Annotated in this window: 18 protein-coding genes and 1 tRNA gene; 10 read left to right on the plus strand and 9 right to left on the minus strand. The window is 65.6% G+C overall.

Annotated features, from left to right (window positions below; all coding sequences use genetic code 11):
- Positions 1-299: 299 nt before the first annotated feature.
- Positions 300-1,124: a tyrosine-type recombinase/integrase gene (locus ACIBCN_RS03925; protein ID WP_396989938.1), complete on the plus strand. Its 825-nt coding sequence runs from the start codon at positions 300-302 to the stop codon at positions 1,122-1,124.
- A gap of 72 nt (positions 1,125-1,196) precedes the next feature.
- Here the strand turns inward: ACIBCN_RS03925 and ACIBCN_RS03930 are convergent.
- A tRNA-Leu gene (locus ACIBCN_RS03930) sits at positions 1,197-1,283 on the minus strand.
- Positions 1,284-1,507: 224 nt separating this feature from the next.
- Here ACIBCN_RS03930 and ACIBCN_RS03935 point away from each other — a divergent pair.
- The 7 genes from ACIBCN_RS03935 (at position 1,508) to ACIBCN_RS03965 (ending at position 9,703) form a co-directional block, all read left to right on the plus strand.
- Entirely contained in the window at positions 1,508-2,125 is a 618-nt protein-coding gene (locus ACIBCN_RS03935) for an ANTAR domain-containing response regulator (RefSeq protein ID WP_150406672.1), read from the plus strand.
- Positions 2,126-2,421: 296 nt separating this feature from the next.
- Positions 2,422-3,621, plus strand: coding sequence for a branched-chain amino acid ABC transporter substrate-binding protein (locus ACIBCN_RS03940; RefSeq protein ID WP_396989939.1), 1,200 nt, complete (start codon positions 2,422-2,424; stop codon positions 3,619-3,621).
- Between the two features lie 113 nt (positions 3,622-3,734).
- Positions 3,735-4,772: a branched-chain amino acid ABC transporter permease gene (locus ACIBCN_RS03945; protein ID WP_396989940.1), complete on the plus strand. Its 1,038-nt coding sequence runs from the start codon at positions 3,735-3,737 to the stop codon at positions 4,770-4,772.
- Complete coding sequence (locus ACIBCN_RS03950) at positions 4,769-6,193, plus strand: branched-chain amino acid ABC transporter permease (RefSeq protein WP_396989941.1); 1,425 nt, start codon at positions 4,769-4,771, stop codon at positions 6,191-6,193. Before ACIBCN_RS03945 ends, ACIBCN_RS03950 begins: the two co-directional genes overlap by 4 nt.
- On the plus strand, positions 6,190-7,185 hold the full coding sequence (locus tag ACIBCN_RS03955; protein ID WP_396989942.1) for an ABC transporter ATP-binding protein: 996 nt from the start codon (positions 6,190-6,192) through the stop codon (positions 7,183-7,185). Before ACIBCN_RS03950 ends, ACIBCN_RS03955 begins: the two co-directional genes overlap by 4 nt.
- Before the next feature lie 89 nt (positions 7,186-7,274).
- The gene (locus ACIBCN_RS03960) at positions 7,275-7,970 is read left to right on the plus strand and encodes an ABC transporter ATP-binding protein (protein WP_396990188.1); all 696 of its coding nucleotides are present in this window, start codon (positions 7,275-7,277) and stop codon (positions 7,968-7,970) included.
- A gap of 53 nt (positions 7,971-8,023) precedes the next feature.
- Positions 8,024-9,703: a DUF885 domain-containing protein gene (locus ACIBCN_RS03965; protein WP_396989943.1), complete on the plus strand. Its 1,680-nt coding sequence runs from the start codon at positions 8,024-8,026 to the stop codon at positions 9,701-9,703.
- A 101-nt stretch (positions 9,704-9,804) separates the two neighbouring features.
- On the opposite strand, the gene ACIBCN_RS03970 is transcribed toward ACIBCN_RS03965, so the two are convergent.
- Positions 9,805-10,446 (minus strand): hypothetical protein, encoded by a 642-nt coding sequence (locus ACIBCN_RS03970; protein ID WP_396989944.1) that lies wholly within the window; start codon positions 10,444-10,446, stop codon positions 9,805-9,807.
- A 142-nt stretch (positions 10,447-10,588) separates the two neighbouring features.
- On the opposite strand from ACIBCN_RS03970, the gene polA reads away from it, so the two are divergent.
- On the plus strand, positions 10,589-13,333 hold the full coding sequence (polA, locus tag ACIBCN_RS03975) for a DNA polymerase I (RefSeq protein ID WP_396989945.1): 2,745 nt from the start codon (positions 10,589-10,591) through the stop codon (positions 13,331-13,333).
- Between the two features lie 60 nt (positions 13,334-13,393).
- Here the strand turns inward: polA and ACIBCN_RS03980 are convergent, their stop codons facing one another.
- The 4 genes from ACIBCN_RS03980 to ACIBCN_RS03995 are packed head-to-tail and all read right to left on the minus strand — an operon-like array spanning position 13,394 to position 16,984.
- Positions 13,394-14,473 carry an FAD-dependent oxidoreductase gene (locus tag ACIBCN_RS03980; protein WP_396989946.1) on the minus strand — a complete coding sequence of 360 codons (1,080 nt, stop codon included), beginning with the start codon at positions 14,471-14,473 and terminating at the stop codon, positions 13,394-13,396.
- Positions 14,474-14,519: 46 nt separating this feature from the next.
- Positions 14,520-15,125, minus strand: a complete 606-nt coding sequence (locus ACIBCN_RS03985) for a nitroreductase family protein (RefSeq protein WP_396989947.1) — start codon at positions 15,123-15,125, stop codon at positions 14,520-14,522.
- Positions 15,112-16,140 (minus strand): amidohydrolase family protein, encoded by a 1,029-nt coding sequence (locus ACIBCN_RS03990; protein WP_396989948.1) that lies wholly within the window; start codon positions 16,138-16,140, stop codon positions 15,112-15,114. The genes ACIBCN_RS03985 and ACIBCN_RS03990 overlap by 14 nt, the downstream gene beginning before the upstream one ends.
- A 7-nt stretch (positions 16,141-16,147) precedes the next feature.
- The gene (locus ACIBCN_RS03995) at positions 16,148-16,984 is read right to left on the minus strand and encodes an LLM class F420-dependent oxidoreductase (RefSeq protein WP_396989949.1); all 837 of its coding nucleotides are present in this window, start codon (positions 16,982-16,984) and stop codon (positions 16,148-16,150) included.
- Between the two features lie 449 nt (positions 16,985-17,433).
- On the opposite strand from ACIBCN_RS03995, the gene ACIBCN_RS04000 reads away from it, so the two are divergent.
- Positions 17,434-18,393: an AsnC family transcriptional regulator gene (locus ACIBCN_RS04000; RefSeq protein WP_396989950.1), complete on the plus strand. Its 960-nt coding sequence runs from the start codon at positions 17,434-17,436 to the stop codon at positions 18,391-18,393.
- A 12-nt stretch (positions 18,394-18,405) separates the two neighbouring features.
- On the opposite strand, the gene ACIBCN_RS04005 is transcribed toward ACIBCN_RS04000, so the two are convergent.
- The 3 genes from ACIBCN_RS04005 to ACIBCN_RS04015 form a co-directional block, all read right to left on the minus strand.
- Entirely contained in the window at positions 18,406-19,227 is an 822-nt protein-coding gene (locus tag ACIBCN_RS04005; protein ID WP_396989951.1) for a MarR family transcriptional regulator, read from the minus strand.
- 254 nt (positions 19,228-19,481) lie between these two features.
- Positions 19,482-19,892: an SgcJ/EcaC family oxidoreductase gene (locus ACIBCN_RS04010; protein ID WP_396989952.1), complete on the minus strand. Its 411-nt coding sequence runs from the start codon at positions 19,890-19,892 to the stop codon at positions 19,482-19,484.
- A gap of 109 nt (positions 19,893-20,001) precedes the next feature.
- Entirely contained in the window at positions 20,002-20,964 is a 963-nt protein-coding gene (locus ACIBCN_RS04015; protein ID WP_396990189.1) for a sigma-70 family RNA polymerase sigma factor, read from the minus strand.
- Between the last annotated feature and the right edge of the window lie 298 nt (positions 20,965-21,262).

Consider the following 21,262-nt stretch of genomic DNA (forward strand, 5'->3'; position numbering starts at 1 on the left):
ATTGGCGCAGTGGTGTTCGACGTTGGGGAGATGTTTGTCGACGAGACTCGTGAGTACGGGACGTGGACTGATTGGTTGGGGGTGCCGCGACATACGTTCGTGTCGGTGTTCGGTGCGGTGATTGCGAGCGGTCAAGATTATGCCAAGGAATGGCAGGCACGGGCTGATGCCGGGAAACCGTGGCCAGCGATGAGCAAGGTGTTCGCTTTGAACCCCGCGAGTCGTGTCGGCGAGAACCAATCCAGCCATACACCTCAAAGAAATTCCGCAAGCCGCAGACTGTCGCCGGGTATCGGTCGTTGCTCGATACGATCGTTCTGCCGCGTTGGGGTTCGGTTCGGCTGCGAGATGTCGAGTTCGAGGACATTCAGGAATGGGTGGTGAATCTCTCACAGTCGGGCAGTGCGCGTTTTGAGGGCTGCGGGCTTTCCGCCTCGCGCGTGATCCAGTCGTATCAGGTGCTCAGTCAGGTATTGCGGTTCGCGATCAAATCCAAGCGTCTGGCGGTGAATCCTGGCGAGGAAATCGACCTGCCATCGATGATTGCGGGGGAGCAACGGTACCTCACTCACCTGGAGGTCATGCAACTGGGCATGGCGGCCAGTCGATTCCGCACACTGGTATTTACGTTGGCCTACACCGGTATTCGGTTCGGTGAAGCCATCGCGCTCCACGGCGCGAACGTCGACGTGGACAATCGCCGCATCCGTGTCACTCGTTCGGCAACTGGCGTGACTGGTGAGGGAATGGTCGAAACCGACACGAAGAACCACACGACTCGGGCGGTGCCGGTGCCAAGAATCCTCGTCAAGGAACTCGCGAAGCTGCTGGAGGGTCGCGACCTGGATGAGCTGGTGTTCCCGAGTCACAAGGGCGGCTACCTCACCTCGACGGAGTTCCGGCGGGTGTTCGACCAGGCGGCGACCACGGTCGGTCTGAAGGGTGTTGTGCCGCATGCTCTTCGCCATACCGCCGCTTCGCTGGCGATCAGTGCTGGGGCCAATATCAAGGTCGTCCAGCGGATGCTCGGCCACAAAACCGCGACGCTGACCCTGGACCTCTACGGCCACCTGTTCCCGGACGATCTGGACGTCGTCGCGGACGGAATGGATGCCGGTGCCTGAGCGGCTGCGGACCAACTGCGGACTGCGTGAGGAAGTGGTGGGAGGGCGGTTCCGAGAAACCGCCCTCTACCTTGGTGCCGAGTGTGGGACTCGAACCCACACGTCCTTCCGGACAACGGTTTTTGAGACCGTCGCGTCTGCCAGTTCCGCCAACCCGGCGCACCGGGAGGAAATGATAGCGGGTGGGGTGGGCTTGGACCTAACTGGTTGGTCGGTAACGCGCGGCCAGGCGGTTTGCCCTGGGTATATGCGTTCTATGCCGAAGTGAAAGGTACTCTTTACATCACTCGATAGCTTGGTGGTGTGGTCGATGGTCGGCTTGTTGGACCAACGTCCACACTGCCGCGTGTCGGGACAGGCATCTGAACCAGAGGGGTCTACCTATGAGCACAGCAGCAGGGGGCGCAAGCACTAAGCGCGACGCGGGGGCGAAGCGGGTTGTCGTCGCGGAGGATGAGGCGCTCATCCGCATGGACCTGGTCGAGATGCTGACCGAAGAGGGTTATCTGGTGGTCGGTGAGGCCGGCGACGGCCAGCAGGCGGTGGATCTGGCGGTGGAGCATCGCCCGGATCTGGTCATCATGGATGTGAAGATGCCGCGCCGGGACGGTATCGATGCGGCGGCCGAAATCGCGTCGAAACGTGTTGCGCCGGTGGTGATTCTGACCGCGTTCAGCCAGCGCGACCTGGTCGAGCGGGCGCGTGACGCCGGCGCGATGGCGTATCTGGTGAAGCCGTTCACCAAGTCGGATCTGGTGCCCGCGATCGAGCTGGCGGCCAGCCGTTTCCATGAGATCACCGCGCTGGAGGGCGAGGTCGCGAACCTGTCCGACCGCTTGGAGACGCGCAAGCTGGTGGAACGGGCCAAGGGCGTGTTGATGCAGACGCAGGGTCTGTCCGAGCCGCAGGCTTTCAAGTGGATTCAGCGGACCGCGATGGATCGCCGGACTACCATGAAGGCGGTCGCCGAGGTCGTGCTGGAGAACCTCGCGCCCAAGTGAGGGGCCGGGTCCGCTGGGTGGACCGCCGCCTTCGCTACGACGGGCCACGGCGCGTTGAAGGACCGCGTCCGTCTGGGCCGATTAGTCGTGGATTTTACGCGCGGGAAACGCAATCGTGAACAAAAATTCGACACGATGTTGCGTTCATGATCCGAATGTGATGCGGAACTAACGTATGAACGCTAAGTTCTGACCGGGCTGACGTGGTCGGCCTCCTCGGTGATCCGGGGGAGCACAGGACTTAGAGGTGAAACGTGCTTAGTTCGACATGGCACAGTCGTACGACGCGAGGTGTTTTGGCTATCGGCGCTGCCGCCGCGCTGGTGCTGACGGGATGTAGCGACAAATCGACCAGCACCGGTACGGACTCGTCCGGCACCAGCGGCGCGGCCGGACTGGCCATCGTCCCGGTGGCGCAGGTAGACATCAACGGCAAAGAGGTCCCGAAGACCGACCCGGCCAAGGCGGCCGATCCCGCCGGTGACGGCAAGGCGACCTGCCCGGCCGGCACGACCATCGCCTTCGCGGGCGCGCTGACCGGCCCGAACGCCGCGCTCGGGATCAACATCCAGATGGGTGTCAAGCTCGCGCTCGATCAGCACAACAAGGCCAACACGGGCTGCAAGATCGAACTGAAGTCGTTCGACACCGAGGGCGACCCGCAGAAGGCCACCCAGGTCGTCCCGCAGGTCGTCAACGACAAGTCGATCATCGGCCTGGTCGGTCCCGCGTTCTCCGGTGAGACCAAGGCGACCGGCAAGATCCTCAGCGACGCGGGCCTGGTCTCGGTGACCTCCTCGGCCACCAACGCCACGCTCACCCAGAACGGCTGGACCACCTTCTTCCGCGGCCTCGCCAACGATGACGTGCAGGGTCCGTCGGTCGCGAAGTACCTGACCGGCACCGCGGGCTACAAGAAGGTCTGCGTCGTCCAGGACAACAGCGACTACGGCACCGGCCTGGCCAAGAGCATCACCGATGGTCTCGGCGCCGCCGCCGACGCCGCCTGCTCGTCCAGCATCAAGACCGGTGACAAGGACTTCTCCGCGACGGTCACCAAGATCGCCTCGGCCAATGCCGACGCCGTCTTCTACGCCGGTTACTACGCCGAGGGCGCGCCGCTCGCGCAGCAGCTGAAGTCCGGTGGCTTCAAGGGTGTCTTCGTCGGCCCCGACGGCGTCAACGACCCGCAGTTCCTGTCCCAGGCGGGCAGCGCGGCCAAGGGCTCGACGCTGACCTGCCCCTGTGGTCCCGCGCCGGACAAGTTCGCCAAGGACTACCAGGCCTTCAACGGCCAGCCGTCGGGGGTGTACTCGGTGGAGGCCTACGACCTGGCCACGATCCTGTCCAAGGGCATCGACGGTGGCAAGGTCACCCGTCCCGACCTGCTCGAGTTCGTGAAGTCCTACGACGGTGCCGGTCTCGCGCGTCAGTACAAGTGGAACCCCAACGGGGAACTGAGCAACGCGCTGATCTGGATCTACACGGTCAAGTAACCCAGTCACACGAGATCGCGCAGCACGTACCGGGGTTCGCGCGAATCCCAGTACGTGCTGCTGTGTCGTTCGGGCGAATCTATGAGGGCGAATCAATGAGGGCGAATTAGCGAATGAACTCATCGGCATTAACCGGCGTTGTACAACTCGCCGGCGGATCTATCGACTTCAACTATGAAGGTGTGATCCACGATTTCTGGCGACTGACCGTCGACGGATTGTCCTACGGCGCGATCTACGCGTTGGTTGCTGTGGGCTACACCCTGGTCTACGGCGTTTTGCGGCTGATCAATTTTGCCCATTCGGAAATATTCATGCTCGGCTTGTTCGGCCAGTACATCGGGCTGATGTTGCTCGGGTTCTCGCCTAGCGGTGATGTTTACTCCCAGGGCATCATCCTCACCATCACCTATCTGGCGTTGGCGATGATCTTCGGCATGGCGGTGTCCGGCGCCGCCGCGGTCGGATTGGAGCGCGTGGCCTATCGGCCGCTGCGCAGACGTGGCGCCAAACCCCTGATCTTTCTCATCACCGCGATCGGCGCCTCGTTCGTGATCCAGGAGGTAGTGCACTTCGTGCTGCCGAAGATCTGGCCGAGCCTGGGCGGCACCAACGCCCAGAAGCCGATCATGCTGGTGGAGCCGACCAAGCAGTTCAATATCGGTGGCGCGGACATCACCAACGTGACGCTCGTGATCATCGGCGCCGCGGTCATTCTCGCGATCGCCACCGAGCTGCTCATCAACCAGACCAAGTTCGGCCGCGGCATCCGGGCCGTCGCGCAGGATCCCGATACCGCGACGCTGATGGGCGTCTCGCGGGAGCGGATCATCATGCTCACCTTCCTCATCGGCGGCGTGCTCGCCGGTGCGGCCGCGCTGCTGTACGCGCTCAAGATCCCGAACGGGATCATCTACTCGGGCGGGTTCATCCTCGGCATCAAGGCGTTCAGCGCCGCGGTGCTCGGCGGCATCGGCAACCTGCGTGGCGCGTTGCTCGGCGGCCTGCTGCTCGGGCTGGCGGAGAACTACGGCCAGATCCTGTTCGGCACCGAATGGCGTGACGTGGTCGCGTTCGTGGTGCTCGTGCTGGTGCTGATGATCCGGCCGACCGGCATTTTGGGCGAGAGCCTCGGGAAGGCGAGAGCATGAGTGAGACCAAAACCGCCGCTCCGCCGATCAAGCCGGAGCGGCCGATGCACGGCATCGGCGACGGTCTGCGTTCCTGGTGGGGCGGGCTGTCCCGGCCTGCGCAGTGGGCCGTCGGCGTGCCCGCCATCATTCTGCTGGCGTTGCTTCCGTTGTTCCCGCCTCCCTTCCTCGATACCCCCGGCACCAGCTTCGGCGGCGTGATGGCGCAGTTCGCCATGTACGCGCTGCTCGCGGTCGGCCTGAATGTCGTTGTCGGACAGGCGGGTCTGCTCGATCTCGGCTATGTCGGCTTCTATGCCGTCGGTGCGTACACCGTCGGCCTGCTCACCAGTCCGAACAGTCCGTGGAATCAAACCGACGGCGGCTGGCTGAGCGAGGACTGGGCCTGGCTGGCCTGCCTGCCACTGGCGGCGGCGGTCACCGCGGTCTCCGGTCTGATCCTCGGTACCCCGACGCTGCGGTTGCGCGGCGATTATCTGGCCATCGTGACGCTCGGCTTCGGTGAGATCGTCCGGCTGCTCGCCGACAACCTCGGCGACGTCACCAACGGCAGCCTCGGCCTGTCCGGCATCGCCTACCCGCACATCGGCGAGTCCGCGCACAAGCAGAACGGCGTGTTCTCCTCCGGCAACGTCGGAAACTCGGACACCTCCAACATCTTCGACAAGGCCAACGCGGGCACCTGGTGGTTCTGGGTCGGCATGATCCTGGTGATCATCGTCCTGCTGATCGTCGGCAACCTGGAGCGCAGCCGCGTCGGCCGGGCCTGGGTCGCGATCCGCGAGGACGAGGACGCGGCCGAGATCATGGGCGTGCCCACCTTCAAGTTCAAGCTGTGGGCGTTCATGATCGGTGCCGCGGTCGGCGGGCTCTCCGGCGCGCTGTACGCGGGCCAGGTGCAGTTCATCAACCCGACCGGGTTCAACATCATCAACTCGATGCTGTTCCTGTGCGCGGTGGTGATCGGCGGGCAGGGCAACAAGCTCGGCGTGATCGTCGGCGCGTTCATCATCGTGTACCTGCCGAACCGGTTGCTTTCGGTGCAGGCGGTCGGGCAGACCGCGGTCGGCTGGTTGCTGATCGTGTTCAGCGTGGCCGTGCTCGTCGCGTTGATCGTGGTGTGGCGCAGGTGGGCTCGCGATCAGGAACGGCCGATCAGGCTCGGGTATCTGGCCGGGTCGATCGTGGCGATCGTGGTGCTGCTCATCGTGCTCGGCAGTGTGCTGAAGTTCCACGAAGCGGGCGCGCAGTCACTCGGTGACTACAAGTATCTGTTCTTCGGTATCACGCTGATGGTGGTCATGATCTTCAAACCGCAGGGCCTGTTCCCGGTCCGGCAAAAGCTGCTCGCCTACGGGCGTCAGGTGTACCAGGCGGTGCGTAAGCCGTTCGGTGACGAGGGAATGGGGGCGACCCGATGACCGGGCCGGGCGCCGGTGGCGCACTGTTCGACAACGAAGACATGGCCGCGGGCTACGTGGCCGAACCGGAGGCCGCACCCAGTGCCGGCGTGGTCGACCTGACCGCGGTGATTCCGGATCTGGCCGACGCCGAGACGGTCGCGGAGGTCGTCGCCTCCAGCCGCGAGATCGAAACGGCTGTCGGCGCACCGCTTTTGCGCACCGAGGAACTGACCGTGAAGTTCGGCGGTCTGACCGCGTTGGACGCGGTGAGTTTCGAGATCCGCCGCGGCGAGATCCTCGGGCTCATCGGACCCAACGGTGCCGGAAAAACCACCTGCTTCAACGCGATCACCGGTGTGTACCGGCCCGCGTCGGGCACGGTGTACTTCGACGGCGCGCCGCTGACGAAGACCAAGCGCAACGCCATCACCCGGCTCGGCATCGCGCGCACCTTCCAGAACATCCGGCTCTTCGGCGAGATGACGGCGCTGGAGAACGTGGTGGTCGGCACCGACGCCAGGCACAAGACCTCGGTGCCCGGCGCCATCTTCCGCACCACCCGGCACCGGCGGGAGGAACACGACGCCATCGAGCGCGGCATGGCGCTGCTCGAATTCGTCGGCATCGCACCGAAAGCGGTGGAGAAGGCGCGCAACCTGTCCTACGGTGATCAGCGCCGGCTGGAGATCGCCAGGGCGCTGGCCACTGAGCCGAAGCTGCTCTGCCTGGACGAGCCCGCCGCCGGGTTCAATCCGAGCGAGAAGTCGGCGCTGATGGATCTGATCCGCAAGATCCGCGACGACGGGTTCACCGTGCTGCTGATCGAGCACGACATGCGCCTGGTGATGGGCGTGACCGACCGGATCGTGGTGCTGGAGTTCGGCCGCAAGATCGCGGACGGGCTGCCCGCCGACATCCGGGAGGACCCCGCGGTGATCGCCGCCTACCTCGGTGTGCCCGATGACGGCACCGAGTCGGGGACGGCAAGCGCGCACGGGACGGACGGGTAGGAGCAGCGATGGCATCGCACAGAGAACCGGATCAGCAGGCCGTCGAGGTGACCAAAGGCAGTGCTGACGCGCTGCTCGAGGTAACCGACATGGTCGTCAACTACGGCAGAATCCAGGCGCTGCACGGGATTTCGCTGCAGGTGGCGGCGGGCGAGCTGGTTACCCTGCTCGGCGCGAACGGCGCGGGCAAGACCACCACGATGCGGGCGTTGTCCGGGCTGTTGCCGCTGACCCGCGGTCGAATCATGTTCGAGGGTCGCGACATCACCCACATGAAGGCGCACGAGCGGGTGGGCGAGGGTCTGATCCAGGCACCGGAGGGCCGTGGCGTTTTCCCCGGCATGACGGTGCAGGAAAACCTCGACATGGGTTGCTACGGAAGGCCGTTCAAGCAGAAGGCGGAATACAACAAGACGCTCGACTGGGTCTTCGAGCTGTTTCCGCGAATGGCGGAGCGGCGCAAGCAGGTTGGTGGCACGTTGTCCGGCGGCGAGCAGCAGATGCTCGCCATCGGCCGGGCGCTGATGGCGCGGCCGCGGCTGCTGTTGCTGGATGAGCCGTCGATGGGCTTGGCGCCCATGATCATTCAGCAGATCTTCCGGATCATCTCGGAGATCAACCAGCAGGGCACCACGGTGCTGCTGGTCGAGCAGAACGCGCAACAGGCGCTCTCGCGCAGCGACCGCGCCTACATCATGGAGACCGGCGAGGTCACCAAGACCGGCTCCGGCCGGGAGCTGCTCACCGATCCGTCGGTGAAGTCGGCCTACCTCGGCGTCGGATAGTCCCGGTGTAAACCCCAGTGCCGCAAGGCCGTCCTCGAGGCATGATCGTCACCATGAATGGTCACGATGAGCTGACAGGTCTGGCCGAGCGGTACTGGGACACCTTCTTGGAGGCCAAACCCAGCGACGCGACGCTGCTCGGCGACCGTCGTTTCGACGACCGCATCGAGGATCTGTCCGCCGCCGCTGACGAACGGTTGCTGGCCACCTGGCGTGAGTTGCTTGGGCAGGTCGACGCGCTCGACGCCGAGCGGCTCGACCACACCGATCGCATCACCCGAAGCCTGCTGCGCACCGAATTGACCGGCGCGATCGAGCGGCTCGAATGGCGGCCGCTGGAATTGGCCTCCGATCAGATGGAGGGCGTGCACGCCTACGCCCTCACCTTGGCACCGCAGACCAACGCGCCACAGCCGGAAAACGCGCGCGCACTCGTCCAGCGATATCGGCAGTACGGCGACATGCTCGGCCAGGCCGTGGTGCGGTTCCGGGACGGCCTCGCGGCGGGCCGTACGCCCGCGCGGATCACCCTCGAGCGGTCGCTGAATCAGCTCGACGGATACCTCGCCTCGGAGCTGTCGGCGGATCCGTTCGTCACCATCGCAGGCCCGCAGGGCTGGGACGGCGAAGCGAGCTGGCGGGCCGAATTGACCGAGGTGGCAAGGGAGGCCATCCGCCCGGCCTTCCAGGCCTACCGTGAGGTGCTGTTCAACGAGCTGCTGCCCGCGAGCCGCCCCGACGACAAGCCCGGCCTGTGCTGGCTCGGCGCGGACGGCGAGGACATCTACCGCCGTCAGCTGCGCTATCACACCACCCTGCCCGACCTGGGCGCCGACGAGATCCACGAGCTCGGGCTGACCGAGCTGGCCGGGCTGCGCGAGGAGTACGCGACGATCGGCGAACGGCTGTTCGGCACCGCCGAACTCGGCGAGGTCTTCGCGCGGCTGCGGGACGATCCGGCGCTGTGCTACGTCGACGGCGAGCAGATCATGTTCGACGCGCGCCACGCGGTCACCGCCGCGAACGCCGAGATGGGCAACTGGTTCGGCAGGCTGCCCAAGGAAACGTGCGACATCGTCCCCGTGCCGGACTTCCTCGCCGCGGACGCGCCGCCGGCCTACTACTTCCCGCCCGCCGCGGACGGTTCCCGGCCTGGTACCTACTTCGTCAACACCTCGCACCCCACCGGCCGCGGCCGATTCGAGACCGCCTCGGTGGCCTTCCACGAGGCCATCCCCGGCCACCACCTGCAACTCACCATCGCCAACGAGCTCGACCACCTGCCCCGCTTCCAGCGTCAGTCCTACGCGAACACCGCGTTCGTCGAGGGCTGGGCGCTCTACACCGAGCGGCTCGCCGACGAAATGGGTTTGTACGAGGACGATCTGGGCCGCCTCGGCATGCTCTGCGGCGACTCGTGGCGGTCCTGCCGCCTCGTCGTCGACACCGGCCTGCACGCCAAAGGCTGGACCAGGCAACAGGCCATCGACTTCATGGTCGCCAACTGTCCGGCGGGTCTCGCCGAGATCACCACCGAGGTGGACCGCTATATCGGCATGCCGGGCCAGGCCGTCGCCTACAAGATCGGCCAACTCGAAATCCGCCGCCAACGTCTCACGGCCACCGAACGCCTCGGCAGCGCCTTCGACATCAAGGGATTCCACGACGCGGTCCTCGGCTCCGGGTCGGTCAGCCTGCCGGTGCTGCGGGAGCTCGTCGCAACATTGTGGTGAGCGGTCTCGTCGTGATCCCGGACTTGATCCGGGCTGGAGTCGGGACCAGGGCACGACCGCCTCGACTCGGTCCCGGCGTTCGACGGAAGACGGTTGGCTGGTCACTCGGGCGGACGGCGCCGAGTGCCTTCTGGGGTGAAGCAGAAGGACGCCGCGAACGGGACCATGCCGTAACGCACCGCGAACAGGATCGGTTCGTTGTACTTCGGCGGCCAGGTCTTCGTGCCCGGATCGGAGCCGTTCCACAGGTGGAAGAAGACCATCGGGTCTGATTTGTCCTCGGTCGCGTAGGCCAGCGTCTTCTCGTATCGCGGGTTCGTTCCGCCGAACAGCACGCTGGGTGGACCGAATGTGTCGAGCACATCGTGCCAGGTGCGGTTCTCCGTGACGAACGCTTCGATCGAGGCGCGCAATGCGGTGTGCTCGTCAGTGGTCAGCGCCCGGTCCAGGCGGAGCCAGCCGCGTTGCCGAGCGGCCTCGGCATACATCGAAGGCAACGCCGAGCAAAGGTCGTCGGGGAGGTGGCGTTGTAGCGCGCCCTTGACACCGGTGGGTGTGAAAGCGTTGCGCGCACGCCAGGATTCGTGCAGGTCCGCGATCCCGTTGTCCGCCTCTTCCAGGAAGAACAGGTGGTCGAAGAGCGTCCACAGCGCGGGTTCGCCGCCGTACATCTCCAGTCGGCGCAGCATCAGGTTGACCTGGTCGATCAGGTAGGCATGCATGGCCTCGGCGGAACGAACCATCGGATTTCTCGCACTCCTCGTGACGCTGCGGCCGGTACCGCAGCGGAATCGTATGCCGTTCAGGTGCGCTGTTCACAGCTGACGTGGATGAGGCGGGTGTCGCCGTATCACCTTGTCGGTGCTGGTCCCTAGACTCTGTGGCGTGAGTTCACCCACGACTGCTCAGCGTCCTGCCACCGCGTCCGGCTCCGGCGATTCCGCGTCGGGTGACCGGCCGACTCTGCTGTTGTTGGACGGGCATTCGATTGCCTATCGCGCGTTCTTCGCGCTACCGGCGGAGAACTTCAAAACGGTGACGGGGCAGACCACCAACGCGGTGTACGGCTTCACCGCGATGCTGATCAACCTGCTGCGCGACGAGAAGCCGACGCACATCGCGACGGCGTTCGACGTGTCGAGGAAGACCTTCCGCACCGAGGCATACCCGGAGTACAAGGCGAACCGTTCGCAGACGCCGGACGAGTTCCGCGGGCAGGTCGAACTCACCAAGGACGTGCTCGGCGCGATGGGCATCCCGGTGATGGCGATCGACGGCTTCGAGGCCGACGACCTCATCGCCACCTTGACCACGCAGGCGGAGGCGCAGGGCTTCCGGGTGCTGATCGTCTCCGGCGACCGCGACGCCATCCAGCTGGTCGACGACAACGTGACGCTGCTGTACCCGCGCAAGGGTGTCTCCGATCTCACCCGCTTCACCCCCGACGAGGTGTTCGCCAAGTACGGCCTCACCCCGGCCCAGTACCCGGATTACGCGGCGCTGCGCGGCGACCCGAGCGACAACCTGCCCGGCATCCCCGGCGTGGGGGAGAAGACCGCGGCCAAGTGGATCCGCGAATACGGCGACCTCAACAGCCTCGTCGACAAGGTGGACGAGGTGAAGGGCAAGGTCGGCGACGCGCTGCGGGCCAACCTGAGCAGCGTGGTGCTCAACCGTCAGCTCACCGAGATGATCCGCGACGTGCCGCTGCCCTACACGCCCGATCAGCTGGCGCAGGCACCGTGGGACCGCAACAAGATCCATCAGCTCTTCGACGACCTGGAGTTCCGCGTGCTGCGGGACCGCCTGTTCGAGACGCTGGCCCCGAAGGAGCCCGAAGCCGAGGCGGGCTTCGAGATCAGCGGCGGCGCACTCGAGGTCGGCGCGGTCGCCGACTGGCTCGCCGAGCACGCGAAAGCCGGTGTCCGGCAGGGTGTCTCGGTCGTCGGCGCAGGCACCCCCGGCAACGGTGACGTCCGCGCGCTCGCCATCGCGGCCGCCGACGGCGAGAGCGGCTACATCGACGTCGCCATCCTGACCCCGGAGGACGAAGCGGCACTTGGCGCTTGGCTCGCCGACCCGGCCGTGCCGAAGGCGCTGCACGAGGCGAAGGCCGCCATGCACGCACTGCGCGGCCGCGGCTGGACCCTCGGCGGCCTCACCAGCGACACCGCATTGGCCGCCTACCTGGTCCGCCCCGGCCAGCGCAGCTTCAACCTCGACGACCTCTCGCTGCGCTACCTGCGCCGCGAGCTGCGCGCCGAGACCGAGGAGGCCCCGCAGCTGTCGCTGCTCGACGACGAGGACGCCGTCGACGCCGAGCTCGCGCAGACCGAGATGCTGCGCGCCAGGGCCGTCGCCGACCTCGCCGACGCGCTCGACACCGAACTCCAGCAGATCGAATCCGTTCCGCTGCTGGAAGACATGGAGTTGCCGCTGCTCGGCGTGCTCGCCACCCTCGAGGGCGCGGGCATCGCCGTCGACACCGACCAGCTGGAGACGCTACAGCGCCAGTTCGCCGACAAGGTGTCCGAGGCCGCCAACGCCGCCTACGAGGTGATCGGCAAGCAGATCAACCTCGGCTCGCCCAAGCAGTTGCAGGTGGTGCTGTTCGACGAGCTCGACATGCCGAAGACCAAGCGCACCAAGACCGGTTACACCACCGACGCCGACGCGCTGGAGTCGCTGTTCGAGAAGACCGAGCATCCGTTCCTGCAGCACCTGCTCGAGCACCGCGACGCCACCCGGCTGAAGGTCACCGTCGACGGCCTGTTGAAGTGCGTCGCCGACGACGGCCGCATTCACACCACCTTCAACCAGACCATCGCCGCCACCGGCCGCCTCTCGTCCACCGAGCCGAACCTGCAGAACATCCCCATCCGCACCGACACCGGCAGGCAGATCCGCGACACCTTCGTCGTCGGCGCCGGCTACCAGTCGCTGATGACCGCGGATTACAGCCAGATCGAGATGCGCATCATGGCGCACCTCTCCGAGGACGAGGCGCTGATCGAGGCCTTCAACTCCGGCGAAGACCTGCACACCTTCGTCGCCTCGAAGGCCTTCGACATCCCCATCGCCGAGGTCACCCCCGAACTGCGCCGCCGCATCAAGGCCATGTCCTACGGCCTCGCCTACGGTCTGAGCTCGTACGGCCTTGCCGCACAACTGAAGATCAGCACCACCGAAGCCAAAGAACAAATGGATGTCTACTTCGACCGCTTCGGCGGCATCCGCGATTACCTCTACGAGGTAGTCGAACAGGCCCGCAAGGTCGGCTACACCTCCACCCTCTTCGGCCGCCGCCGCTACCTCCCCGACCTCGACTCCAGTAACCGCCAGCGCCGCGAAGCCGCAGAACGCATGGCCCTCAACGCGCCGATCCAGGGCACCGCCGCCGACATCATCAAGGTGGCAATGATCAACGTGCACAAGGCGATCCAGGAAGCAGGGCTGCGCTCCCGCATGCTCCTGCAAATCCACGACGAATTGCTGTTCGAGGTAGCCGAGGGGGAGAAGGACATTCTGGAGGCCTTGGCCAAGGCACAGATGGCCGCCGCCATCCATCTCTCGGTCCCGTTGGATGTCTCGGTCGGCACCGGCCGCAGCTGGGACAACGCCGCCCACTGAGGTGCGCGATGCCGCGCGCTGACACGGTCGGGCGCGCGGCATCAACGGAACTCGACGGCCTCACCGGCTGCGGTGGAGCCAGTTCAGGTATTCGGAGAATCGTTCCACATAGGACAGCGGTGTCGGCGCCGCGGCCAGGGCGTCCGCGTACCGTCGCACTTGCCGGTAACGGTCGAGCCTGTCGTTTTGGTACGCGGCCAATGCCGGTGCGATATCCGCGCGGCTGAGGCAGTCACCGAGCACGCGCGCGTCCTCGATGCCCAGCGAGGCCCCGGACCCGATGTGCGGGGACATGGCGTGTGCCGCGTCTCCGGCGAGCACGACCCGGTCGGTGGCCCAGCGAGAAATGGTGGGTACCACGGCGACCCGGCTGTGCAGGACCGACTCTTCCGGGGTGGCCAGGATGGCCTCGCGCAGCGCGAACGGCCAGGTCCCGTCGTGCAGGTTCGATACCCTGGCGAGGGCTTCTTCCTTGCTGTTCCTGGTAGTACTGGTGGTGGCGCCGAATTGGGCGATGACCCAGCAGCAAGAACCGTCGGCGAGGCGCATGAGCGTCCCTCGGGTGCGGTCGCGCCCGAGCACGGGACAGCCATCGTCGACCTCGCCGTCGAAGGGCAGTACCGCCCGCCACACGTGGTGCCCGCCCTGGTGACGGCTCTCGGTACCAGGGGCGAGGATCGCACGCACCCGCGAATTCAGGCCGTCGGCGCCGACGAGCAGGTCCGCGCGTTCGTGGTCGCCGTCGGCGTAATACACGGTGACGCCGTCCCGGTCTTCGGCGTAATCAACGAGTTCCTTGCCGGTTCGCAGGTCGTCCGCACCGACCGCGGCGGCGAGTAAGGCACTGAGCCTGGGACGATATACCGTTCGGGCCGGTGGCATGTCGATCGTGGCGAGCTCGGCACCGGAAAAATCGCGATAGCGCACGAAACTGGGTTCCGCTTTGATCTCGGCCAGCCGCGCGCCGAGCCCGAGTCGTTCGAGTTCCCGGATCGTGTGCGGCCACACCCCGAGAACGGCGCCGGTCGCCCTGATCCGCGGCGCCCGCTCCCGGACCGCGACCGCAAAACCCGCCCGGCGCAAGGAAAGCGCGGTGCTCAACCCGACGATTCCCGCACCGGCGATGATGACCCGGCCCATCTCAGTCCTTCTACCGGAAGTTGCCGAACGAGTAGTGGTGGGACGTTCACCAAGCATCGACGTGCATTACGTCCGCGATCGGCTTCCGTTTGACCGGACGGAATGGACGGGTCGGCCACCCGACTGCCACGGTCACACCGATGATCTTGTGATCGGGCACATTGAGCACTTGTCGGACACCCCTGCCGTTGAGGTTATGTATGCCGGTCGGAGCGACTCCCAACCCCAGCGCCCGTCCGGCTACGAGCATATTTTGCGAAGCTCCGTAAATTGCGGCGTATTGGTAGCGGTCCTCTCTCGGGTCGCCGGGAACCAGCGATGATCCACAGACGAAGATCAGAATCGGGGCCTCTCGTAGAGTGGCCAACAGGTGATACCCGCTCTCTCCCATCCGACGCTTCACCGGGTCGGCAGCATCTGCCAGCCGATCGCGGACGGCGTCGAGTGACGAGATGTCGGGAACAATGATTTCGTGCAGCCGCGCACGCTGTTCTGGTGACTTGACCACAATGAAGTCCCAGAGTTGAGAGTTCTCTGGACTCGACGCTCTGGTACCGGCCCAGATCAGTTTATCGATCAGCTCATCTGGTACCGGCTCGTCGGAGAACCACCGCATGGTCACGGCCGACTCCATCGCCTCAAACACATCCATGATCTACCTCCCGACGGGGAACGGCCCGGGATGGTGCCTTGTCGAAGTCGAATAGAGCCGACGCATTGCTGTAGAGGATCTGCTCGATTTCCTGGTCGGACAATCGAGATTCCTTGATGTACTCGAACGTCCGCCTATAGGACTCGACCGTCAGCAGAGCAGGAAAGTCGCTGCCCGGCACGAGGTGGTCGGCGCCGAAGGCTTCGCAGGCACACCGGAGAGCGGCCTGTGAACCCCATCCGACGGTGTCGTAATAGAGGCTGCGCGCCATCACGCTTGGTGGGCTGAGCAGGTCCGGCGTGCTTGCTTGGCCGTCGAGTCGCGCCAGCTGCATCGGGATCAGGCCACCCAAATGCGGAATGATGATTTTGATATTCGGATAGCGAGCCGGGATGTTTCGCTTGATCAAATGGAGCACGATAGCGGTGTCCTCCAGTGACGCCCCGGCCGCTGTCGTGAAACCGTAGTCGTTGATGAATGGTGAACAGATGCCGTTTTGACTCGGATGGAAGAAAAGGGTCGTTCCCCGCGCGTTCATCTCCTCGTGCAGCGGTTCGAATTCTACTTCGGCCGTGGAGCGGTTGAATACCGAACAGCTGAGGGCTACACCGACCATGCCCAACTCGTCCAGTCCGCGCCGCATTTCCTCGAGTGACGCATCGATATGCGGCAAGGGTAGGGAAACGAAGGAGGAAAATCGGTTGGGACGCGAATCGGTCAGCTCGCGGTAACTGTCGTTGAGCAGATGGGCCGCCTCGACCGCCAACCGAGATTCCGTCGCGTAAGGTGCCAGGCTGCCAGGAGAAAGGATCTGCCGCTCCACTCCGGCATCGTCCATCATGTCGATTCGCTGATTGATCATTCCCGGTTCATCGGACATTGCCGCGAACATCTGACGTCCCTCTGATGGCGAGTTCGCCGAGGGCGCGGTCGTCGTCCCCGACATCGCGGTCAACGTTGCCAACATGGGCCGATACGAAGTGGGCAAGTAATGGGTGTGTACGTCGACGATCATGTGTGTCCTACTGGCCGATCTCGGAGAGGGCGGAGGCGAGGGGCTCGAGTACCGCCGGGTCTAGCGGCGGCCGCAGGGGGATGATGGCGAGGTCGAGCCCTTCCGCTCCCAGAGCGGCGGCAGCCGCGGCGGTGGCGCCCACGTCTCCGTCGTATTTCACGGGGCTCGACAGGAGGATCTCGCTCGGATCTCTACCCAGGTCGTCGCAGTGGGCATGGAGGACGTCCCGCTTATGGGCGAATTCCGGTGGGGTCCCGCCGAGGAAGCTCCAATGCTGAGCGAAGCGGGCCGCCGTGCGGAGGGTGCGCTTCTCGCCGTTGCCCCCGATGCATATCGGCGGGTGGGGGCGCTGGACGCCTTTGGGTTCGTTGCGGGCGTCGGTAAGTTGGTAGAACTTGCCCTGGAAGGTGGTCGTCTCCTGGCTCATGAGGCTGGTGAGCACCGCACAAGCCTCCTCGAACCGGTCGCTGCGCTCCGCGGGCGTACCGAGCGGAATGCCGTAGGCGGCGGATTCCTCTTCGTTCCAACCGGCCCCTATCCCCAGCTCCAGCCGGCCTCCGGAAATGATGTCGAGGGCCGTCGCCATGTTGGCGAGGACAGCGGGATGTCGGTAGGGAATCCCGGTCACGAGGGTGCCGAATCGGAGTCGCTTGGTCGCCTGGGCCAGTGCGGTCGTGACCGTCCAGCCTTCCAGGCACGGCCCTCGGCTGTCGGAGAAGATGGGATAGAAGTGGTCGAAGGTCCATCCTGATTCGAACACCTCGATGTCGTCGGCCACCTGCCAGACGGCCAGTATCTCGGCCCAGGTGGTGTCCTGGGGGGCAGTCCTGAAGGCGAATCGCATGTTTTGCCGCGTCCTCTCTCATGATTCGGCCGGTGTTCGGCGCAGACCGGCTGGCCCGTCGTCGACATCGGGGTGATGGGTCGAAGGGCGGCCACCTTGCGCCCTAGATTCGGACGCTTTACCTAGCTGGGTCCGAATATCGACCTTCTTAGGACGATATTCGGACTCTTGTAAAGTACCGCTACTGAAGGCGGACCGTCAATGACGGAAGTTCCCGTGCGGGCCGACTCGGGCGTAACCTCAACGACGCATTCAGACGCTCGGCCTGGGGTAATCCCGCCGAGCCGCCCCGACCTCGGACCGGCGAAGGCCGCCTGGAAGATGACGAACCCGGCCAGCCGAACCGGACTTCACGCCCCTTGCCGCGAGGCTCAGGCTCCGAATATCGGCTATGTTGGTCGATATTCGGATTTCAGTGGGGCTGTGCTGCCCGAGTCGAGGAGGTTCATGTGCGCGAGCTCGACGCGCTGGATAAACAGATCTTCGGACTGCTGGCCGAGAACGGGCGGATGTCCAACCTCGAGGTCGCCGCCCAGGTCGGGGTGTCGGAGAAGACCGTACGTCAGCGGATCCGCCGATTGATCGAGCGCGACGGTATGCGGGTCGTAGCCACCATGGACCGCACCGCACCTCCGTCGCGGCTCATCGTCCTGGTGCGGGTCGAGTCGGGCCAGCGGTTCGCCGTCGCCGACCGCCTGGCGTCGCTGCCGCAGGTGGATGCGGTCCACCTGACCACCGGGGCCTACGAACTGATCGTGCTGGCGTCTTTCGGATCCGACAGCGACGCGCTCGAGTTCTATGTCCGCCACATCGAGCAGGGACCTGGGATCGGGGAGTCACTCTCGACGCACGTCGTCGAGACGATCACCCGAGGCACCGGCACCCGGCCGGACCACTTCGAGCAGTTCGACCAGCAGGCGTCGAAGGTCGGAAGCATGTCCGAACTGCTCGACCTCGCCTGCGAGGTGGCCACCGCGTCGCTGGGCGCGGACCGAGTCCACGTGGCCGCCGGGAACGTCTGGCTCGCCGATCCGTCGCCGTCCACGATGCGCTGGCGAGGTCTCTCCTCTCGCTACGTCGAGGAAATCCTCATCAAGGGTCGGGTCGAGGGGGTCATCCTCCCCAACATCGTCAAACACAACCAGCACGTCTTCGTGGCCGACGCCCAAACCGATCCGCTCCTCCGATCCGTGCGCGACCTCGTTGTCTCCGAAGGTTTCCACAGCTGGATGGGCATGCCGGTGTGCAACGGTGACACCCAGCACGGCACCCTCTGTCTGTACTGGGACAACGTCATCACCTACCGGGAAGACCTGGTCCGCCGAGTCCAGGCGCTGGCCGACACCCTCGGCAAGCACCTTCCGCGCTACTCGTCCGAGCCATCGGATGCCGCGCAGGCACCGGCCTGAGTTCCGCGTCGCTCAGTCGTCGGTTTGTGCCGCGGCGGCGATCGGCTCGAGTAGCGAAGTCAGCTCGTCGAACTCGGCTGTGGTGAGCACGTCGTACGCCGGTGCCGCCAGCTCATCGGTGCGGGTCTCGATCCGCTCCTTGGTCTCCCGGCCTGCGGCGGTGAAACCGCCGGCTGCGTCCACGAGGCCGCGCCCGTGCAGCCGGTCGATGACGGCGGCCAGCTGTGCCTTGGGCAGGTGGTGGATTCTGCCGAACTCCTCCGCTCGCATGCCGAGGGAGAGTGCGAGCAGGACATGGGCTTCGGTGCCGCCGATGCCGTGGGCGAGCAGGGCGGCGTTGTGGCCGTCCCCGCGGTGCTCACGCAGCAGTGTCGCCGCGTGCCAGAGCCTGGCCACCGGCTCCTCGGGCACGTCGAGTGCCCGGAGCCCGGCGTAGAGCGCTCGGCCCTCGGTCGGCGCGCTGACCGCGGCTCGGGTGGCGAGGTCGGCGACGCGCACCAGATCCGGGGAGTCGGCGAGTTCCCCGATCCGCTGCCGCAACGCGGCGGCGCTGCCCCGCTCGCGCACGGCGATCGCCTCCTGCGGGGTGATCTTCCCCCACACCCACGGGATGTGGCGTGCCACTTCGCCATCGGCGAAGTTGTAGAAGACCGCGTGCACCACCTCAGCCGGTGCCAGTCCCAGCGGCGCGGCCCGCCCCGCGAAGTATCCGTCCCAATAATTGCGCATGCCCACAGCCAGAAACGCCTCGTTCGCCATCGCGGAGAAGGTGACGGTGGCGATCGGCTCGACGAGCTCGAACATGCGGTGGATCTTTGTCTGTGAGTGCGACATCGGTCGGCTCCTATGGTCGTGTCGGCGCCCTCGTGGGCGGCCGTTCACTATCGCTACGAACAGCGTGGCCCGGATCCGACACTCTGCTCGATTTTGCTGGGCGGCGCCGGGGTTTGCCGCCGCTGGCTGAGATGTGGGCGAAATCCGGGTGAGATGTCCGGGTCGAAGACTTCAGCGCATGACGACTCGGTTTTACCGGTGGGCCCCCAACCGCATTGGCGGGTGAGGGCCGTCTGGTCAGTGCACGCCGCCGCTCACTGAGCAGGCGCCAGTACCGGGCTGTTGTGATAGGCGGCGATCAGCCAGTGGCCGTCGCGCTTCTCGAAGACCCAGGTCGCGTTGACTGTGCGTTCGGCGGGAACTTCGGTCTCGCCGGCGAACAGGATGGCGGATTCGCTGATGACGATCGCCGCGTCGGTGCCGACGAAGCGGATGCTGAGCTGCTTGTTGACGGTCGAGCTGCCCGCGAGCCGGCCCGCGAAGGCCGATGCCATGCTCTGGCGGATCATCTCGCGGCTGTCGCGGAGCGAGCCGGGAATGATGGCGGTCGCGTCCGCGGTGTAGTCGGCGACCATGGCGTCGGCGTCGCCCGCCTCCCATGCCTTGTAGGAATCAGCGAGCACGGCCTGGATCGCGGCCTCGTCTGCGGCACGATTGTTCGACATCGGAGTCTCCCTTGTTGATCGGCTCGCCAGGAGTGTTCCGGCGAACTCGGGAATACATACCGGCGGCGACGCCCGAACTCATCGCGTCTGCTGGAAAGAATTTTGCGCCCTAAGCGTCGAGTCGGGCCGTCAAGCCGAAAGTCGCGAAGACTTCGGGATCCTGGAACACCGAGTTACGGCTGATGCCCTCGGCGGTGACGGTGAAGATCTGGAGCGTGTGCAGTTCGTACCGGCCGTCGACGCGCTGGTAGGCGGCGAATCCGGGTTGGCCGCCGTTGGCGGTGACCTGCGCGAGCCGCCAGTCCTTCCCGGCCGCCTCGAAGACCCATTCCATGAACAGGCCGTAGTTGGTGCGGCCGCGGAACCAGTTGACCATCGGCGGCATCTCCATGACGACGTCCTCGGTGAGCAGTCGTTTGAGGCCCTCGACGTCGGCGTGCGCGAACGCCGTCATGTAGCGCTCGACCCAGGCGCGCTGCTCCGCCGTGGACGGCTCGCTGACCCGTTCCAGCCCGACCCCGATCTCCTTCAGGCGGGTGCGCGCCCGCTGTAGTGAGCTGTTCACGGATACGACTGTGGTGCCGAGGATTTCCGCCGACTCGGCCGCGGAAAAGCTGAGCACCTCACGCAGGATCAGCGCACCACGCTGCCGCGCCGATAGGTGCTGCAGGGCGGAGGCGAATGCCAAGCGCAGACTGCTGCGCTCGATCACGGTTCCGGCCGGATCGCCGGTGCTCAACAACGAATCCGGTACGGGCTGCAGCCAGGCGGCGTGCTCGCCGAGGACGAGCGGGTCGAGCGGATCCGTCGCGTCCACCAGTCCCGACGGTAGCGGTCGCCCGCCTCGGCGTTGCAGCGCGGTCAGGCAAACATTGGTCGCGATCCGGTAGAGCCAGGTGCGTAGTGAGCTGCGCGTATCGTCGTACTGCTCGCGCGCCCGCCACGCTCGCAGATACGTGTCCTGGACCAGGTCCTCCGCGTCGTGCGCCGACCCGAGCATCCGGTAGCAGTACGCCAGCAGCTCCGTCCGGAACGGTTCGATCCGACGATCGAAGTCGTCTGCACTCTTCATCACGCCTCGTCTCCACTGCCGCCGCAAGCACCATACCGGTCACTGCTGTGCTCGTCCGTCGCGAATCTTGGCTGTACCGAAGGATTTCGGGTGGGCTGCCCGGCGCACCGCCGCCGAACGAGCCCGGCCTGCCCCGCGACCCGGGAAGGTTCCCGGAAACATCGGGAGCAGGCACCCTGCCATGCCGCACATTTCTGGGAGAACCTTTCCGAGGACAAAAGGAGAAACGATGTCACCTGCCACTGTGCCGGTTCGCTTATCCCGCCGACGAGATCAACTCGGACGGATGGGATCTGAT

The organism is Nocardia sp. NPDC051052, assembly GCF_044456045.1.
Taxonomy (GTDB): domain Bacteria; phylum Actinomycetota; class Actinomycetes; order Mycobacteriales; family Mycobacteriaceae; genus Nocardia.

Bases quoted from the DNA above. Each gene is read 5' to 3' on its own strand.
- ACIBCN_RS03955 (WP_396989942.1), top strand. From the start codon at position 6,190: ATGACCGGGCCGGGCGCCGGTGGCGCACTGTTCGACAACGAAGACATG.
- ACIBCN_RS03945 (WP_396989940.1), top strand. From the start codon at position 3,735: ATGAACTCATCGGCATTAACCGGCGTTGTACAACTCGCCGGCGGATCT.
- ACIBCN_RS04015 (WP_396990189.1), bottom strand. From the start codon at position 20,964: ATGAAGAGTGCAGACGACTTCGATCGTCGGATCGAACCGTTCCGGACG.
- ACIBCN_RS03935 (WP_150406672.1), top strand. From the start codon at position 1,508: ATGAGCACAGCAGCAGGGGGCGCAAGCACTAAGCGCGACGCGGGGGCG.
- ACIBCN_RS03995 (WP_396989949.1), bottom strand. From the start codon at position 16,984: ATGCGATTCGCCTTCAGGACTGCCCCCCAGGACACCACCTGGGCCGAG.
- ACIBCN_RS04005 (WP_396989951.1), bottom strand. From the start codon at position 19,227: ATGTCGCACTCACAGACAAAGATCCACCGCATGTTCGAGCTCGTCGAG.
- ACIBCN_RS03980 (WP_396989946.1), bottom strand. From the start codon at position 14,473: ATGGGCCGGGTCATCATCGCCGGTGCGGGAATCGTCGGGTTGAGCACC.
- ACIBCN_RS03950 (WP_396989941.1), top strand. From the start codon at position 4,769: ATGAGTGAGACCAAAACCGCCGCTCCGCCGATCAAGCCGGAGCGGCCG.
- ACIBCN_RS04010 (WP_396989952.1), bottom strand. From the start codon at position 19,892: ATGTCGAACAATCGTGCCGCAGACGAGGCCGCGATCCAGGCCGTGCTC.
- ACIBCN_RS03965 (WP_396989943.1), top strand. From the start codon at position 8,024: ATGAATGGTCACGATGAGCTGACAGGTCTGGCCGAGCGGTACTGGGAC.
- ACIBCN_RS03960 (WP_396990188.1), top strand. From the start codon at position 7,275: ATGGTCGTCAACTACGGCAGAATCCAGGCGCTGCACGGGATTTCGCTG.
- ACIBCN_RS03970 (WP_396989944.1), bottom strand. From the start codon at position 10,446: ATGGTTCGTTCCGCCGAGGCCATGCATGCCTACCTGATCGACCAGGTC.
- ACIBCN_RS03990 (WP_396989948.1), bottom strand. From the start codon at position 16,140: ATGATCGTCGACGTACACACCCATTACTTGCCCACTTCGTATCGGCCC.
- ACIBCN_RS03985 (WP_396989947.1), bottom strand. From the start codon at position 15,125: ATGGATGTGTTTGAGGCGATGGAGTCGGCCGTGACCATGCGGTGGTTC.